Source organism: Enterobacter sp. 03-F-07-AD-ECC (assembly GCF_047530935.1).
GTDB classification, from domain to species: Bacteria; Pseudomonadota; Gammaproteobacteria; order Enterobacterales; family Enterobacteriaceae; genus Enterobacter; species Enterobacter cloacae.
The window spans coordinates 20313-35924 of record NZ_JBLKBZ010000025.1 but is presented as its reverse complement, the minus strand read 5'-3'; the positions used below and the strand labels follow the sequence as shown (position 1 = coordinate 35924).

At 52.3% G+C, this 15612-nt stretch carries 14 protein-coding genes, 1 tRNA gene and 2 pseudogenes; 11 read left to right on the top strand and 6 right to left on the bottom strand.

Going from position 1 to position 15612, the window contains the following annotated elements:
• Positions 1–4: 4 nt before the first annotated feature.
• Genes ACMWKA_RS22530 through sfmF form a run of 3 tightly spaced genes read left to right on the top strand, consistent with a single transcriptional unit; the run spans position 5 to position 4121 of the window.
• On the top strand, positions 5–2569 hold the full coding sequence (locus tag ACMWKA_RS22530; RefSeq protein WP_013095933.1) for a fimbrial biogenesis usher protein: 2565 nt from the start codon (positions 5–7) through the stop codon (positions 2567–2569).
• Positions 2570–2582: 13 nt separating this feature from the next.
• Complete coding sequence (gene fimH, locus ACMWKA_RS22525; RefSeq protein ID WP_020685033.1) at positions 2583–3587, top strand: type 1 fimbria D-mannose specific adhesin FimH; 1005 nt, start codon at positions 2583–2585, stop codon at positions 3585–3587.
• Positions 3588–3596: 9 nt separating this feature from the next.
• On the top strand, positions 3597–4121 hold the full coding sequence (gene sfmF / locus ACMWKA_RS22520) for a fimbria assembly protein (protein WP_013095935.1): 525 nt from the start codon (positions 3597–3599) through the stop codon (positions 4119–4121).
• 51 nt (positions 4122–4172) lie between these two features.
• Here the strand turns inward: sfmF and fimZ are convergent, their stop codons facing one another.
• From fimZ to ACMWKA_RS22505, 3 genes are all read right to left on the bottom strand, one after another.
• Positions 4173–4805 (bottom strand): fimbria biosynthesis transcriptional regulator FimZ, encoded by a 633-nt coding sequence (gene fimZ / locus ACMWKA_RS22515; protein ID WP_013095936.1) that lies wholly within the window; start codon positions 4803–4805, stop codon positions 4173–4175.
• 805 nt (positions 4806–5610) lie between these two features.
• Complete coding sequence (locus ACMWKA_RS22510) at positions 5611–6333, bottom strand: helix-turn-helix transcriptional regulator (RefSeq protein ID WP_023622262.1); 723 nt, start codon at positions 6331–6333, stop codon at positions 5611–5613.
• A gap of 24 nt (positions 6334–6357) precedes the next feature.
• The gene (locus ACMWKA_RS22505) at positions 6358–7056 is read right to left on the bottom strand and encodes an EAL domain-containing protein (protein ID WP_414760621.1); all 699 of its coding nucleotides are present in this window, start codon (positions 7054–7056) and stop codon (positions 6358–6360) included.
• Between the two features lie 278 nt (positions 7057–7334).
• On the opposite strand from ACMWKA_RS22505, the gene ACMWKA_RS22500 reads away from it, so the two are divergent.
• Positions 7335–7411 (top strand) — tRNA-Arg (locus tag ACMWKA_RS22500).
• Positions 7412–7426: 15 nt separating this feature from the next.
• On the opposite strand, the pseudogene ACMWKA_RS22495 reads toward ACMWKA_RS22500, so the two are convergent.
• Positions 7427–7609 (bottom strand): annotated as a pseudogene (locus ACMWKA_RS22495) (integrase); the annotation flags it as partial.
• 1 nt (position 7610) lies between these two features.
• Between ACMWKA_RS22495 and ACMWKA_RS22490 the strand changes: the two are divergent.
• From ACMWKA_RS22490 to ACMWKA_RS22480, 3 genes and pseudogenes are all read left to right on the top strand, one after another.
• Positions 7611–8064, top strand: a pseudogene (locus tag ACMWKA_RS22490) (recombinase family protein); the annotation flags it as partial.
• A gap of 66 nt (positions 8065–8130) precedes the next feature.
• Positions 8131–8886, top strand: coding sequence for a DUF4225 domain-containing protein (locus tag ACMWKA_RS22485; protein ID WP_040021465.1), 756 nt, complete (start codon positions 8131–8133; stop codon positions 8884–8886).
• A 2-nt stretch (positions 8887–8888) separates the two neighbouring features.
• Positions 8889–9212, top strand: coding sequence for a hypothetical protein (locus ACMWKA_RS22480; RefSeq protein ID WP_023620427.1), 324 nt, complete (start codon positions 8889–8891; stop codon positions 9210–9212).
• Between the two features lie 274 nt (positions 9213–9486).
• Here ACMWKA_RS22480 and ACMWKA_RS22475 read toward each other — a convergent pair whose 3' ends face one another.
• Both ACMWKA_RS22475 and ACMWKA_RS22470 read right to left on the bottom strand, forming a co-directional pair.
• Positions 9487–9828 (bottom strand): DUF3024 domain-containing protein, encoded by a 342-nt coding sequence (locus tag ACMWKA_RS22475; RefSeq protein WP_023620426.1) that lies wholly within the window; start codon positions 9826–9828, stop codon positions 9487–9489.
• A complete protein-coding gene (locus tag ACMWKA_RS22470) occupies positions 9783–10034 on the bottom strand; it encodes a helix-turn-helix transcriptional regulator (protein WP_023620425.1) in 252 nt (83 codons plus the stop codon). The genes ACMWKA_RS22475 and ACMWKA_RS22470 overlap by 46 nt, the downstream gene beginning before the upstream one ends.
• Before the next feature lie 705 nt (positions 10035–10739).
• Between ACMWKA_RS22470 and ACMWKA_RS22465 the strand changes: the two genes are divergently transcribed.
• The 4 genes from ACMWKA_RS22465 to ACMWKA_RS22450 all read left to right on the top strand — a co-directional run bounded on the left by ACMWKA_RS22465 (position 10740) and on the right by ACMWKA_RS22450 (position 15577).
• Positions 10740–11570, top strand: coding sequence for a CPBP family intramembrane glutamic endopeptidase (locus ACMWKA_RS22465; RefSeq protein WP_094085173.1), 831 nt, complete (start codon positions 10740–10742; stop codon positions 11568–11570).
• A 358-nt stretch (positions 11571–11928) separates the two neighbouring features.
• Entirely contained in the window at positions 11929–12945 is a 1017-nt protein-coding gene (locus tag ACMWKA_RS22460; protein WP_335261385.1) for an iron ABC transporter substrate-binding protein, read from the top strand.
• 24 nt (positions 12946–12969) lie between these two features.
• Positions 12970–14544 carry an ABC transporter permease gene (locus tag ACMWKA_RS22455; protein ID WP_414760620.1) on the top strand — a complete coding sequence of 525 codons (1575 nt, stop codon included), beginning with the start codon at positions 12970–12972 and terminating at the stop codon, positions 14542–14544.
• A 1-nt stretch (position 14545) separates the two neighbouring features.
• Positions 14546–15577 carry an ABC transporter ATP-binding protein gene (locus tag ACMWKA_RS22450; RefSeq protein ID WP_040021458.1) on the top strand — a complete coding sequence of 344 codons (1032 nt, stop codon included), beginning with the start codon at positions 14546–14548 and terminating at the stop codon, positions 15575–15577.
• Positions 15578–15612 lie beyond the last annotated feature (35 nt).

The following is a 15612-nucleotide window of genomic DNA, read 5'->3' as shown; positions in this document are numbered from 1 at the left end:
GGCGATGAATAATCATCAATGGCGTTACTGCCCGGTTGCACTGGCGCTGATGGCAACGCTCTGGCCGCAGTCGGGCTGGAGCGAAAGCTACTTTAACCCGGCCTTTTTGTCCGATGATACCGCCAGCGTGGCGGATTTATCGCGTTTTGAACAAGGTCACCAGCAGGCACCCGGCGTGTATCGCGTGGATATCTGGCGTAACGATGAGTTTATCGCGACCCAGGACGTGCGCTTTGAGCAGGCCGACGATACGCCACCGGTGGCGGGCGGACTGGCGCCGTGCATCACACGTAAAATGCTGGAACGGTTTGGCGTTAACCTCGCTGCGTTTCCCGAGCTGGTAAAGGTGCAGGACGACACCTGTGTCCCGCTGGCGACAGCGATCCCCGGCAGCCTGGTCGCATTTAACTTCGCCTCGCAGCGTCTGAATATCAGCCTGCCGCAGGTGGCGATGCAGAACAGCGCCCGTGGCTATATCCCGCCTGAACAGTGGGATGAAGGGATCCCCGCCGCGCTGTTGAACTACAGCTTTACCGGCAACCGGGGAAGCGAGGATGACAGCTACTATCTGAACCTGCAGAGCGGGCTGAACTATGGCGCCTGGCGTTTACGCAATAACGGCGCCTGGCGTTATACGCAAAACAACGGCCAGCGGCACAGTAACTGGCAGAACATTGGCACCTGGGCGCAGCGCACCGTCATTCCGCTCAAAAGCGAGCTGGTGCTGGGCGACAGCAATACCGGCAATGATGTCTTTGACAGCGTCGGTTTCCGCGGCGGGCGGCTTTTCTCGTCCGACAGCATGTACCCGGACAGCCTGCAGGGCTACGCGCCAACCGTGCGCGGTATCGCCCGTACCCCGGCCAAAGTGGTTGTTCGCCAGAACGGCTATGTTATCTACCAGAGCTATGTCCAGCCTGGCGCGTTTGCCATTACCGATCTGAACCCTACCTCTTCAAGCGGCGATCTGGAAGTGACCGTAGAAGAGAAGGACGGCAGCCAGCAACGCTATACCGTGCCGTACTCCACCGTGCCGCTGTTGCAGCGGGAAGGTCGCTGGAAGTATGACCTCGTGGCCGGGGATTACCGCAGCGGTAACAGCGATCAGGACACACCGTTCTTCACCCAGGGCACGCTGATTACCGGTCTGGCCAATGGTTACACGCTCTACGGCGGTACGCAGCTGGCGTCGCGCTATACCGCGGTGGCCATTGGCGCCGGGAAAAACCTCGGTGACTGGGGGGCGGTGTCGGTCGATATCACCCATGCCCGCAGCCAGCTGGCGGACGACAGCCGCCATGAGGGCCAGTCCCTGCGTTTCCTGTATGCAAAATCACTCAACGGATTCGGCACCAACTTCCAGCTGCTGGGCTATCGCTACTCCACGAAAGGGTTTTACACCCTGGATGATGTGGCCTGGCGTTCGATGGAAGGCTATCAGTATGCCGACAGCAAGGATGATGACGGCGTGCCGGACGTGCAGAGCTATCACAACCTGACGTGGAACAAAAAAGGGCGCTTCCAGCTCAATATCTCTCAGTCGCTGGGTGATTACGGCTCAGTCTATGTCTCCGGCAGCGAGCAGACCTACTGGGGCACCAGCCAGTCTAACCTCTGGTATCAGCTCGGCTATGCCGGAGGTGTAAAAGGGATCAACTACTCCCTGTCATGGTCGTGGAACAAGTCCGTCGGGATAGAGGGCACGGACCGGATCGCGTCCTTTAACGTCTCGGTGCCGTTCAGCCTCTTTACCCGTCAGGGATATCGCCGGGACAGCGCCATCGATCGCGCTTACGCCACGGCCTCAGCCAGCCGCAACAGCGACGGTGATACCAGCTGGCAAACCGGGGTCAGCGGCACCCTGCTGGAAGATCGCAACCTGAACTACAGCGTTACGCAGGGGCACACCAGCACCAACGGCTCAAGCGGTAGCGCCAGCGCAAACTGGCAGGCGACCTACGGCACGCTGGGGGTGGGCTACAACTACGCGCGCGATCAGCACGATCTCAACTGGCAGCTCTCCGGTGGGGTGGTGGGCCATGCCGACGGCGTCACCTTCAGCCAGCCGCTGGGCGACACTAACGTCCTGATCAAAGCGCCGGGAGCCTCGGGCGTCAGCGTGGAAAACCAGACCGGGGTGAAAACCGACTGGCGAGGCTACGCGGTCATGCCGTATGCCACCGTCTACCGCTATAACCGCGTGGCGCTGGATACCAACTCCATGAGTAACAACACCGACATCGAAAATAACGTCAGCAGCGTAGTACCGACCAAAGGTGCGCTGGTGCGCGCCAGCTTCGATACCCGTATCGGCGTACGTGCCCTGCTGACCGTGACCCGCGGCAACCAGCCTGTGCCGTTTGGTGCCGTGGTCCGTGAAACCCAGAGCGGGGTCACCAGTATGGTGGGCGATGACGGGCAGATTTACCTGAGCGGGCTGCCGCTGGAAGGGGAGCTGCTTATTCAGTGGGGCAATGGGATGCAGTCCCAGTGTCGTGCGCACTATCGTTTATCGCCTGAAAGCCAAAACCAGGCCATTACCATGGCGGGGGCAAGCTGTGACCGTTAACAGGAACCCAAAGATGCGCAGTTTACGCAATGTGTTTAGCTTAGCGCTGCTCTGCAGCACGATGCCCGCGTGGGCGACGGTTTGCCAGAACGCCACGGGTGTGCCGAAGGATATCTCATACGATCTTTCAAACGTCTTTAACAGCTCCAATAACAAACCGGGGCAGATTGTGACCCTTGCGCAAAAATCCGGGCTGGTGGGCGTGAACGCCATTTGCCCTAAAGGAACAACCGGAAAGTCCACGATGCGTAGTTATGTCACCAGCCTGCCGATAACGACGGTAATTGATGGCTATAAGTATGTGAAGCTGAATGACTACCTTGATGGCGCAATGCAGATCCACGATGACTACGCGGGCACTTTCTATCCACCGTCAGACTACATTCAGATGGGGCAGCACCCTAACGTTCCGAACAACAAAGCGTTTCCTGTCACCGATTCGAAGCTGGTCTTTCGTCTGCGGGTCACACGGCGGTTTATCAACATGGTGGTGATCCCCCAGCAGACCATGTTCACCGTCTATGTCACCACCACGTCATCCGATCCGCTGAATACGCCGGTCTATACCATCAGCTACAGCGGCACCATTCAGGTACCACAAAGCTGTGCGATTAACGCCGGGCAGGTGGTGGAGTTTGATTTTGGTGATATTGGCGCGTCGTTGTTCAGCCAGGCGGGGGCGGGCAATCGTCCTCAGAACGTCTCACCACAAAGCAAAACCATTGCCATTAAGTGCACCAATGTGGAGGCCAATGCGTATCTGACGATGCGCATCGAGGCGGAAAAAATCTCGGGCAATGCGCTGGTTTCCGATAACCCGGATTTAGGGTTTGTCGTGGCGAACGATAGCGGTACGCCTCTGACGCCTAACAACCTGAACAGCAAAATTCCGTTCCGTCTGGATGACAGCGCGCAGGCGCAGGTGGGGATCCGGGTCTGGCCGGTGAGCATTACGGGGAATAAGCCAGCAGAAGGCCGGTTCACTTCTCGCGGCTATCTGCGCGTGGATTACGATTAAGGGGAAGAGATGGGGAACTGGAAATGGCCTTTCGCTGCGCTGGCCCTGACGATGTGTCAGGCAAACGCGTGGTCAGCCACAGCGCTGGGCGAGATCAATATTCAGATGTACGGCAATATCGTTGATTTTACCTGCGTGGCAGAGGGCAGCGACAGCGACAAGACCGTCACGCTGGGCACCTGGCCGACGAAGCAGCTCAGCACCACGGGGAGCCGCACGCAGCCCATGCCCTTTACGCTGAAGCTGACTGGCTGTCCGCCAGGCTCGGCATCAATTACGTTTTCCGGGAAAACTGACGGCAGTGACAGCGGATTGCTGGCGTTGAATGACGCCAGTACGGCGAATAACGTCGCGGTGGAGATCAGGGATGCGGATAAAACACGTCTTGCGTTACAGCAGGCCAGCCAGCCGGTGGCGGTAGATGCGCAGGGTAATGCCGTGTTGTCATTTTATGCTAATTATATTGCCACAGCGGATAACCCCCGACCCGGACGCGCCGATGCGGATGCCACATTTATGATTAATTATAATTAGCGCTGACCGCACTCCCTGCAACTCAGATAAACTGCAGGGAGTGAATTCAGGTTATAGCAGCTCGTGTGCCTTGGCGTAATCAATTAATTCCACAATGCTTTGCACACCGAGCTTGGAATAAATATTGGATTTGTGCGCGCTAATGGTTTTGTTGCTTAATAGCAGCTGTTCGGCAATTTCCTTATTCGATAAGCCATTCGCCAGATACCGCAGTACGGTGACCTCACGGTTCGATAATGGCATATCGGATGCCATCCCTTTCCCTGAGCCCAGGTGATTAATAAAGTTCAACGTTTCCGACGGGAAAAAAGAATAGCCCATCAGAATCATTTCCACGGCGTTGTAGATCTCACCTAAATCTTTTCGTTTACTGACAAACCCATTTGCCCCGGCGCGGATGGCACGGCCTGCGTAAAAGGACTCCGATTTGGAAGAGAGGAACAGGACCTTTATGTCTTTGTTTAAGTTTCTGATTCTTTTCAATAAAGCGAAGCCATCGGTGCCCGTAAGTTCAATGTCCAGGATCACCAGATCGATGGCGTGATTGCGGATACAGTCGAGAACTTCATGGCTGTCGCCAGACTTCAGTTTGACTGTGATATTTTTATTTTTCTGTAGCAGGACTTCTATCGACATTCTGACGATAGGATGTTCGTCCATAATGATAACGGATGCCGGTTTCATTTTTTATGCCTCAGATTGTTAAAAGCGTTATGCTGAGTTTGGTTCAAACTCTCGAAATGCCGGAAGGATAAATTTGCAGATCCTTATAGGGTGGTATTTCCCTGGAAAGAGCGAAAGCATCCTTGTTAACGTAGTGGTAATGTCATTGCCTCAGCGCGGTCATCTCATTTGGCTGGTGGCGGCAAAAAGGTTTTTCTTATTCATAATTGGTACGCGTCTTATTATACCGCGTAAGTTTTCTCCGAAAAGCCTGCAGATTAATTCATGATTATTGATTTGTATTATCTTCTGGATCTGAATGGCTATTTTTTTAAATTTAGCGGAAATGTCCTGTTATTCCATTTACCGCATCTTTTCATCTTTATGTAATAACAAAAAATAACAGATACCACTATATGTTGCAAAGTTGTTAATGAAATGGCGGGGCAGTAAAACGTCTCACCTGCTGCTGAAGTGGCGTGAATTTGCACAGATAGCGCTTCTCATCCTCATCCCGATACCTCTCCCTGATATCAGAAAAATACTATGCCGGAAGAGCAAAATCTTCTGCGGCCTTCGCTTTAAGCGCCAGGGGCGTACAACCAAATTGCTTGTTTTTACATCATTATCATCCTGTTAACGGAACCATCAATCCCTTAACGCATGGATGAAAGTGCTGCGCTTTACTTATTCTTTAATATTTCACGTGGTTCAGAGTCAGAAATTAGGAATAGTTGTAATTTCGAGATTTATGTTAACAGTTAACATAAAATTAACATTTTCAGTAAGTAACTTCCTAAAGATCTTTAGGAAATAAGGGGTTAGGTTAAGAGTAAAACGGGCAGTCGGAGAGATTATTGAGAAGATGCAGCAGTTCCTGGCGATGGCTAAGCCCGAGCTTCACCAGAATGCAGCTCAGGCGATAGATAATGCGACTGTAGGGGCGATTCTGCAGCAGGGCGATCTGACGTAGTGACTTCCCCCGCGACAGCTCCTGTAAAATGGGCCACTCGCCGCGAGAGAACCACTCTTTACTGGAGCCCTGTGGAGGGCTAATGTCCATCAGGCTGTGCTGGAGTGCCGCCGCCGTTGACTGGCGTTCAAGGACATGAAACGGCCCCGCCGCTTTACAGAACAGACGGGTGTCGTAATTATCCGCCCTGACCAACAGATACGGCGTGAGAAAGGGCGGATACAGGCTGTGTCTTCTCAGCTGATCCAGCTTTTCCATAAGCGCCGTGGTACGGCTTTCAATATCTACCACCAGACGGGCTGCAGGCCACTGATTCAGCGCCTGAAAAGCTTCGTCCAGCGTCGGGTAGTCGCTACAGCTGCTCAGGGGAAACTGGCCGTTCAGAAAACCGGTGCGCAGGAAATGATCTTCCGTAACCAGAATAATAAAGGGCGCGTCTGTTTTGCGATGTTGGTGGATGGACTGGCTCAAAAATTCGAGCCGGTCGAAAAAGGGGGGAGCAAAAGGCGAGTGCGTAAATCCCAGTGCATCACTTCCTGTACGCCGCCGCCGGTAACGGCGCACTGTCATTCGCATGGCTTCCCTCCTGGAAATGGCTTTTTATTCCTCCGGCCATGTCCAGGACGGCCAGTAGTACCCCTGGCCGAGTCCTGCTCCTGCCTGTCGTGCCCGGCTATGATCCTTTTCAGTCTCAATACCTTCAATAAGCACGTTGTCGGCAAGCTGAAAGCAACGTGTCACCAGTTGCCCGAGCGCAGGGGGGGCGCGTAAACGCCAGAATGCTTCCTTGTCGATTTTTATGCCGGTTAACGGCAGCCGGCAGGACAAAAACGGTTGGACGATCGCTTCATCAATATCATCCAGCCAGATACCGTGGCCTTGTCTTCTGAGCTGCAGCAGGCGCTGGTGAACGTCCTGCCGTTTTGTGTCAGACAGCGCCAGAAAGCGTGCCGGGTCGACAATTTCTATATTCAGCGGTGCGGCAGGCAGCCGGAGAAGCCGCAGAAAGGTGTCCGGCTGCGTTAATACGGTTATCGGCAGATTGACGTAAAGATTATGACAGTGCGGGGTATTTTTTAGCGCGACAAGTTGCGCTTCAAGCAGCGTAAGTGACCACTCCGCAGACCGATCGTTGAAAAATGCTTCGCTTTGCTCTCTTGCTGACAGAACGCTCAGCACTTCCACCCCAACCTGGCGCTGCGAGGAGAGGGCGATGATAGGCTCAAGTTTGATGCCCGCGATATCGTGAGAGAGGTGCTGTAAGCTGGGGGACGTATCGATCAGGTTTTGCGCTGTCACTCCATTGTCCTGTTGTCTGTCAGCCTCCAGGCGGCCGGGATACCTCACACTAGTGTGACGAGCTGACGCTCAGGAAAACAGCAGGCGTTACTTAAATGCAGCTAAGCCTTTTCGCAGCGCTAAATTCTACGAAAGAAAGGCCGGGAATGTTGAAAAAACAGCCATATTTACAATCAGCTAGCCCTAATCGGAGGTGAAAACGGAAAAGGCATTGACTCACCTGCCATTGACCGTATAATTCTTCGCGTTTCTCCACCGCGAAGTTCACTCTTCTCAGTGCGCCCTTAGCTCAGTTGGATAGAGCAACGGCCTTCTAAGCCGTAGGTCGTAGGTTCGAATCCTACAGGGCGTGCCATTTAAAAACAGGCGCTTACGCCAGTTTCAAACCAGTATGATTTTCTCCTTGTGTCGTATTTGTGTCATGGTTGCCAAAAATGGCATCTATTTTCTGTGCGTGTTCGCTTAATTGGTTCGATGCCAGGTGAGCATATCGACGGACCATTTCGATAGACTCCCATCCTCCAGTTTCCTGCAGAACGGACAGCGGTACGCCGAAGTCGAAACGGCCGGGGCTGGATAAGAAGATGAAGTTATTGCGGCCAGGTGACACTGTCATTGTCTGGAAGCAGGATCGGCTTGGACGCTCACGCATACACCTCATCGATTTACTGCGCTAATTCGGGCTAATAATATTGAATTTGTCTCAATCACCGAAGGAATAAGGATCAGTACTTCAATCGGCCGATTCGCATACACAATGCTAAGTACTGCGGCTGAGATGGAAAGAGAAAATATAATTGAAAGAACGAGAGCAGTTTTAGCCATGGCAGGGCAAAGGGGATAATAGGTGGGAGGCGTCCGAAGCTGACTCAGGAGCAATGGGCGCATGTATGGCGACTAATAGCGAATGGCGTGGACAGGAAGCAAGTAGCGATAATTTATGATGTGGCTGTGTGTACTTTGTATAAAAAATTTCCCGTTCTGACTGTCGCAACTGCTGATACATAAAGAGCTATTGATTGTCGTCTGAACGAATGTATTATTATTGAAAAGTATTTGTGACATGGAGGTCGAATGTATAACCATAACCGTGACAAAAATCGGTTTGAGCATAAAGTGCGAGAAATTGAGCTTCTTACAGAGCAAATTTCCGCAAAACATTTATTTTATGGTACTTCTGGTCTGTTTTTTGAGATTCAACAGCTCGTGGGTCATTTGAAAAGAGAGATCGAATCCCACTGCCTTACCTTTCTCGGAGGGACTCAAATCCTTGACGAACAGATACGACATCTTCGCGAACAGGATGATCTGCTTACCTTTAACCGAGCAAAAATGTTTATAGTTGTCGAGAAAAATCAGGCAACAACAACGACTATAGCTCTCAAGCAGATTGGCTTTGTTGCAGGCGGAGCACAAGTTTATGGTGGGGCTAGTTTATGCGTTGGATCGCTTGGGTTAGCTTGTGCTGCATACGGGGCTCCGATGATTGCTCATGGGTTAAATAATGTATACGAAAACGGGTACTATCTTCTTTTCCGTGAAGAACAATCAGGAACCGTGAGAGAAGCGTACAGATTTGCTGCAAAAAAGCTGGGTTATGGTAATAATCAAGCAGATTTAATTTACGGTGTAATTGATCTTTCTTTATCAGCATACGGTGCAGGTAGAAAAGTTCTGGCTTCCAGAGAAAAGTCATGGAGTTTGTTTCACAATATCCAATCTGATTATATCAGAGGCTGGCAAGAGGCATCTAAAACCGCAATTACACTTGATGCGACCAGTAGTAGCATTACAGGTTGGCAGATGTACCAGATAGCTAAAGAGAACTGATTATGTCACAAGATTTAGAATTTTCGCTTTATCCACCGATCTGGCCTGCTGTGGTCTATTTCATTGTGTCTATTGTGGTTTTTTTCTTGCTTTATTTGGGGAAGTTAAAAGTTAACAGGCTTCATAAATATCCATTGTTTATTGCTTATATGGTATTTGTAATCGCTATTGCATCCATTCAGATAAACATTTTTGCAAATGGATACGATTTTGTAAGAGGATTTTTGCATATTGATTTTGATCCCTATCGATATGACTCGGTATATTGGGGATCCTTGTTTTTCTCCATGCTTTACTTGCTGGCGACGCCCAGAAACAATTTTTAGCATTTCACGCGGTAGTTCAACGTGCCGGCTTTGGTGGCCGAGAAACCACTTATAAGCAGTAGTGGGCTGCCCAGTGTGGTTAAGGTTGCAGCCCGCGATCACGTGTGCGTCGTGCTATGGCGATCATTTTCTTTGGAAAACGCTTGAGGTAACAGGCTAAAAAAAACTTCAACAAAATGATCAGATTACAGCTGATTTTTTCACACCAGTAATTCCATCCAATAAGAAAGGCCACATCTCTGTGACTTCTTTCATCACGCAGATGCCTCTTTCGTCATCCGAAGAAGCAATAATCCGGGTCTGCACGCACAAGCTCAAGTGCATCCGTCAGCGAAAGCTCAGTACTGTATAGATGCCATTTCAAATCCTTGCGCATCCAGTAGAGTTTCCATCTGTCCTGTGAGCGGACGTATCTGATTCTGACGTTTGGAAGAATGTGCGTTTCACCTGGTTCACCTCGCCATACAGGTCGTAACTGACCAATATCTACAGTCTGGTCGCTGATGCTGTAGACGATATCCAGCTTAGAACGGATATGGACTGGTGGTCGGATGCTTTCAACAAATTGCTTCACTTCCTTTTTGATGGCGTTGAACTCAATGTCATTGAATGCCATGCATCCTCCTGTTCAATATTTACTGTTTGGTTGGCAGCCTGACGCTCATCAAGCCAGCGCTCAACCTCTTCAGCGTTCCAGGCACAGCGCCCATCTGTAATGTACCAACGCTTCGGAAATCCTCCATTCTTTTCCAGCCTGTAGATAGTGCTCAGTGACAAAGGCACTATAGTCAGAAGCTCTTTCTTCCCAACCGCTAGTTTCATTTTTTCCTCCTCAGTTGTACCAATTTCGCTATTTGGAACAACCAGAACAACGTTTTCTGAATATATATGCGTATTTTTGTTTGCGAGTTGCCCCGCCATAAACTATGCCATCGTATAAAATTTTGTTGGCGTAATGCTGTAATTGATTACGGATTCCCGTGATGATTCCTGGCGCAGTATCCATGCAGACGAATATGGGGGCTTTAGGGGGATGTAGGATTATTGAATGTGATAATTCAATTGATTTTCAATGAGTTGATTTTTAATATTCAATCCTACAGGGTAATCCAGCCCACTCTTCCCCAGACCGACCAACCGCTACCGATCCTTCACTCTGTACCCGCTTTTAACCGTCTGATTTGCGTGGTTAATTCCAGATGTGTATCATTCTGAACCCGGCTCTGTAGCCTGTCGGTCAGAACGTTTGTTCCGCCATCGACCGGTCATTGGCGTAGTTCCAGTCAGGGCCACCATACCGCCACTAGCTCATCGGGAAGAGCGACAACCAGGATGTTGTAGTACGGGGTTCGAGGCTCCGGTGGCGGACCAACGCCGACTTAGCTCAGTAGGTAGAGCAACTGACGTGTAATCCGTAGGTCATCCGTTCGATTCCGGTAGTCGGCACCCTATTTATGGCTTCCCCGTGGGATGCCTCCGGCACGACATTCATTTCACTGTTGTACATGCCAATCATGAAGGACATTTATGTGGTATCTACTCGCAACTTCGCTTGCCGCACTTTCCCTGAATAAAAGCCTGGCTTACCTGATGCTGGGGTTAACGGCATTTCTCGGCTGGAAACAGAGCATTCTTGATGCCCCGGCGCTGCTGGTGATTGCATTAATCGTTATTGGCTGGTCTGTTGTTGAATGGCTACGTAATAAAAATAATAAATATACTTATCTGGTCGAGGGCCTGTGCGTGGTCATCGCCGTTGCCCTGGTTTTACATGCGATCCCTGGCTTCCATAACCCCCAAGTACTGGACGCTGTCGTTGTTGGTCCGCAAAGCATGCCGTTCAGTATGTACTTTAATATGGACAAGGCAGTGGTGCCGTTCTTTTTAATTACGTGCATGCCAACGTTATTCGTAGCAAAACCCCTTTATAAAGCTGGCAAGGTCGGCTGGGGAATATTGGTATTGGCGATACCCGCGCTGTTACTTCTGGCTGTTGCGTTGGGCGGGCTGAGAATTGAGCCGCATGCGCCAGAATGGTTTGCTCAATTTGCCCTTGCGAATATTTTCTTCGTCTCTTTGGCCGAGGAAGCCTTGTTCAGAGGCTATCTACAGCAGCGCTTGTCCCGGGTTGTGCATCCTGTTGTAGCACTGTTGATTGCCTCACTCATTTTTGGGCTAATGCATTATAGCGGCGGTTTACTGCTGATTATTTTTGCCAGCCTCTCCGGTATTATTTACGGCCTGGCGTGGATGTGGAGCGGCAGGCTCTGGGTTGCAACGTTCTTCCATTTTGGGCTGAACTGCGTGCATTTATTGTTCTTCACCTATCCGATGTACGCCCCTCACGCGTCTGTATGATGCTTTTTAAAATAGTGGCCTTATAAATTTGGCTGCCTCCGGATAAGCATAAAAAGCCCCGAAGCATCGGGGCTTTTTTTATATATGCCGCGGGCATGAATAACACATTTATCTTCGCGTCAGAATAAATAGAAGGCTAATGAATTTCATTGTTGGCAGACTTAAGGTTTTCTTAATCTAAAAATTATCTCGCATTAAAACTTGGGTTTTTATCATTCTAAAATCTGCTAAAAACAAATTTTACACTTTTACGTCTAAACTCGATTGATAGTAATTATCATTAGCGTTGTTGTATGCTTTAATCCTGTCCCACACAGCCCTTTGTTGTTTATCACGTTGGTCTATTAAGGATATGTTCATGAATTCTCGCCTGCTGTCATGCTTCTCGCTTGCCCTGTTGTCTTCATCACTTTTCCTTTCAACTCAATCGTTTGCTGCTGATAACAACGAAGGTATCGTTGTTTATAACGCGCAGCATGAAAATCTGGTGAAGTCGTGGGTAGACGGTTTTACCAAAGAAACGGGTATTAAGGTCACGCTGCGTAATGGTGATGACAGCGAGCTGGGCAACCAGCTGGTGCAGGAAGGCAGCGCATCGCCTGCGGATGTATTTTTAACTGAAAACTCGCCGTCAATGGTGCTGGTTGATAACGCCAAACTGTTTGCGCCATTAGATGCAGAGACATTAAAGCAGGTACCGGTGGAGTATCGTCCGGCACACGGTCGCTGGATCGGGATTGCCGCTCGCAGCACGGTGTTTGTCTATAACCCGGAAAAACTGAGCGAGCAGCAGCTGCCAAAATCGCTGATGGATCTGGCTAAACCCGAGTGGAAAGGCCGCTGGGCTGCCTCTCCGTCAGGAGCCGATTTCCAGGCGATCGTCAGCGCAATGCTGGCCCTGAAAGGCGAGCAGGCCACCCTTGAGTGGCTCAAAGCGATGAAAGCCAATTTCGTTGCCTATAAAGGGAACAGCACCGTTATGAAAGCCGTTAACGCCGGTCAGATTGATGGCGGGGTGATTTATCACTACTACCGTTTTGTCGATCAGTCCAAAACGGGTGAAAACAGCAAAAACACTAAGCTCTACTACTTCAAACACCAGGATCCGGGCGCCTTTGTTAGCCTCTCCGGCGGCGGCGTGCTGGCGTCCAGCAAACACAAAGCGCAGGCACAGGCCTTCATTAAATACATCACCGGCAAAGAAGGGCAGGAGAGCCTGCGCACCAATAACGCCTTTGAATATGCGGTGGGCGTGAACGCGGCCTCTAACCCGAAACTGGTGCCGCTGAACGATCTGGATGCACCGAAAGTGGAACCTTCCACGCTTAACAGTAAAAAAGTCATCGAGCTGATGACGCAAGCTGGCCTGCTGTGATCCTGAGAGTAAAGTGAACGTCCTATGTCTGGTCTGAGTCTCGACATCGGCAAAAACAGAGTGCGGGAGCCTGCCCGCAGGCGTCCTGCGCTGCCGATGGTTGCGTTAGCTGTCCTGTTTTCATTAATGGCGCTTCTGCCTTTGGGCTTTATCATTGCCATAGGCATTGAGACGGGCTGGGAAACCATTAAGGCGTTGGTGTTTCGCCCGCGTGTCGCTGAGCTGCTCAGCAACACGCTGTGGCTGACGGCCTTAGCGGTGCCACTCTGTATCGTCACCGGCGTGGCGATAGCCTGGCTGACGGAACGTACTCTGCTGGCCGGGCGGGGGATCTGGTCTGCGCTGGCGGTGGCCCCGTTGGCCATCCCCGCGTTCGTGCAAAGCTACGCCTGGGTGAGTGTGGTGCCTTCCATGCATGGGCTTTCTGCGGGCGTGTTTCTCTCCGTGCTAGCCTACTACCCGTTTATCTATATGCCCGTGGCGGCGGTGCTGCGTCGTCTGGATCCAACGCTTGAAGATGTTGCCGCTTCGCTCGGCACGCCGCCGTGGCGGGTCTTTTTTCGCGTGGTGTTACCGCAGCTTAAGCTCGCGATTTGCGGCGGCGCGCTGCTGGTGGCCCTGCATCTGCTGGCGGAATATGGCCTGTACGTGATGATCCGCTTTGATACCTTCACCACCGCCATTTACGACCAGTTCCAGTCGACATTCAGTGGCCCGGCGGCAAACATGCTGGCGGGTGTGCTGGCGCTATGCTGTCTGGCCATCTTGCTGCTGGAAGGGGTCACCCGCGGGAAAGCCCGTTATGCGCGCATCGCCGCAGGGGCGGCACGTGAACAGACGCGCTGGCCGCTAAAGCCTGTTGCAGCGGTGTTGGGCCAGCTGTTTTTCCTCGTGCTGATTGTGCTGGCGCTGGGCGTACCGCTCATTGTGCTGTGTCGCTGGATATGGCTTGGCGGCGTACAGAACTGGATGAGCGCCGATCTCTGGCACTCGCTGCGCCAGACGCTGATGCTCGGCGTGGGCGGCGCGCTGCTGACCACCGCCTGTGTCATTCCCATCGCCTGGCTCGGTATCCGTTATCCGCACCGCATCTTCCGGATGCTGGAAGGGTGCATTTACATCACCAGCTCTCTGCCGGGGATCGTCACCGCCCTCGCGCTGGTCACGGTCACCATTCACTATGCACGTCCGATTTATCAGACCGAAATTACGCTGTTCCTGGCTTATCTGCTGATGTTTATGCCCCGTGCGCTCATTAACCTGCGGGCCGGGATTGCCCAGGCGCCGGTGGAGCTCGAAAATGTGGCGCGCAGTCTGGGCAGCACGCCCGCGAAGGCATTGTGGAGCGTCACCATGCGATTGGCCGCGCCCGGTGCGGCGGCAGGGGCGGCGCTGGTCTTCCTTGGCGTCAGTAACGAACTGACGGCGACGCTGCTGCTCTCCCCGCTGGGAACGCGCACGCTGTCCACCGGTTTCTGGGCGCTGACCAGCGAGATCGATTATGTTGCCGCTGCGCCTTACGCCATGCTGATGATTTTGATTTCACTTCCGCTGACCGCCATTCTTTATATGCAGTCCAAAAAAATTGCAGGGCTATGAGATGCTTGAATTAACGTCCATTTCTAAATCGTTTTCCGATGCGCAGGTGCTCGACAGCTTAAACCTGAGCGTCGCGCCGGGAAGCCGGACGGCGATTGTCGGGCCGTCAGGGTCGGGTAAAACCACGCTGCTGCGTATCCTTGCCGGGTTCGAAACGCCGGATAGCGGACGGATCGTGATGCAGGGCCGAACCCTGTTCGATCAGAACAACTTTATTCCCGCGCATCTGCGTAAAATTGGCTTTGTTCCTCAGGAGGGGGCGCTCTTCCCGCATCTTAATGTGGCAGACAACATTGCCTGGGGATTAGACGGTACCCGCCACGAGAAGCGCCAGCGCGTGGAAGCACTGATGGAGATGGTCTCGCTTGACAGACAACTCGCCACGCACTGGCCGCATGAGATTTCCGGCGGCCAGCAGCAGCGCGTGGCGCTTGCCCGCGCGCTGGCGCAGCGTCCTTCCCTGATGCTGCTGGATGAACCCTTCTCGGCGCTGGATACCGGCCTGCGCGCCATGACGCGTAAGGCCACGGCTGACCTGCTGGCGGAAGCGGGCGTGGCCTCGATCCTGGTTACCCACGATCAAAACGAAGCGTTGTCCTTTGCCACGCAGGTGGCGGTCATGCGATCCGGACGTTTCACTCAGGTCGGCACGCCTTATCAGGTCTATAGCCAGCCCGTGGATGAAGAGACGGCGCTGTTCCTGGGGGATGCGGTGATCCTGCCTGCTCAGCTCGCCAGCGGCTATGCGCTCTGCGCGCTGGGCGAGGTGCCCACGGATAACGCCCAGGCGACGGGGCAGGGCAGAGTGATGTTGCGCCCTGAGCAACTGCATGTGACGGCATGCGCGGCGCACGAAAGCCCGGTATCGATTGTTGACGTGGATTTCACCGGCCAGCTCTCCACGCTGACGCTGGCGTTAGCCGGACAAACGGAGCCGATTACCCTGAAAACCGTCAGTCAGCCTGGATGGCACCCGGGGGCGGCGGTGCGTATTGATATTGCTGGTACGGCGCGCGTTTTTGAATATTCTTAATGTTCGTTAGTAATTTAATCCAATGGGTTGTTATA

What these genes read in the sequence shown, in the direction of transcription:
- ACMWKA_RS22530 (WP_013095933.1), top strand. Translation starts at nt 5, where the DNA reads ATGAATAATCATCAATGGCGTTACTGCCCGGTTGCACTGGCGCTGATG.
- fimH (WP_020685033.1), top strand. Translation starts at nt 2,583, where the DNA reads ATGCGCAGTTTACGCAATGTGTTTAGCTTAGCGCTGCTCTGCAGCACG.
- sfmF (WP_013095935.1), top strand. Translation starts at nt 3,597, where the DNA reads ATGGGGAACTGGAAATGGCCTTTCGCTGCGCTGGCCCTGACGATGTGT.
- fimZ (WP_013095936.1), bottom strand. Translation starts at nt 4,805, where the DNA reads ATGAAACCGGCATCCGTTATCATTATGGACGAACATCCTATCGTCAGA.
- ACMWKA_RS22510 (WP_023622262.1), bottom strand. Translation starts at nt 6,333, where the DNA reads ATGCGAATGACAGTGCGCCGTTACCGGCGGCGGCGTACAGGAAGTGAT.
- ACMWKA_RS22485 (WP_040021465.1), top strand. Translation starts at nt 8,131, where the DNA reads ATGTATAACCATAACCGTGACAAAAATCGGTTTGAGCATAAAGTGCGA.
- ACMWKA_RS22480 (WP_023620427.1), top strand. Translation starts at nt 8,889, where the DNA reads ATGTCACAAGATTTAGAATTTTCGCTTTATCCACCGATCTGGCCTGCT.
- ACMWKA_RS22475 (WP_023620426.1), bottom strand. Translation starts at nt 9,828, where the DNA reads ATGGCATTCAATGACATTGAGTTCAACGCCATCAAAAAGGAAGTGAAG.
- ACMWKA_RS22470 (WP_023620425.1), bottom strand. Translation starts at nt 10,034, where the DNA reads ATGAAACTAGCGGTTGGGAAGAAAGAGCTTCTGACTATAGTGCCTTTG.
- ACMWKA_RS22465 (WP_094085173.1), top strand. Translation starts at nt 10,740, where the DNA reads ATGTGGTATCTACTCGCAACTTCGCTTGCCGCACTTTCCCTGAATAAA.
- ACMWKA_RS22460 (WP_335261385.1), top strand. Translation starts at nt 11,929, where the DNA reads ATGAATTCTCGCCTGCTGTCATGCTTCTCGCTTGCCCTGTTGTCTTCA.
- ACMWKA_RS22455 (WP_414760620.1), top strand. Translation starts at nt 12,970, where the DNA reads ATGTCTGGTCTGAGTCTCGACATCGGCAAAAACAGAGTGCGGGAGCCT.
- ACMWKA_RS22450 (WP_040021458.1), top strand. Translation starts at nt 14,546, where the DNA reads ATGCTTGAATTAACGTCCATTTCTAAATCGTTTTCCGATGCGCAGGTG.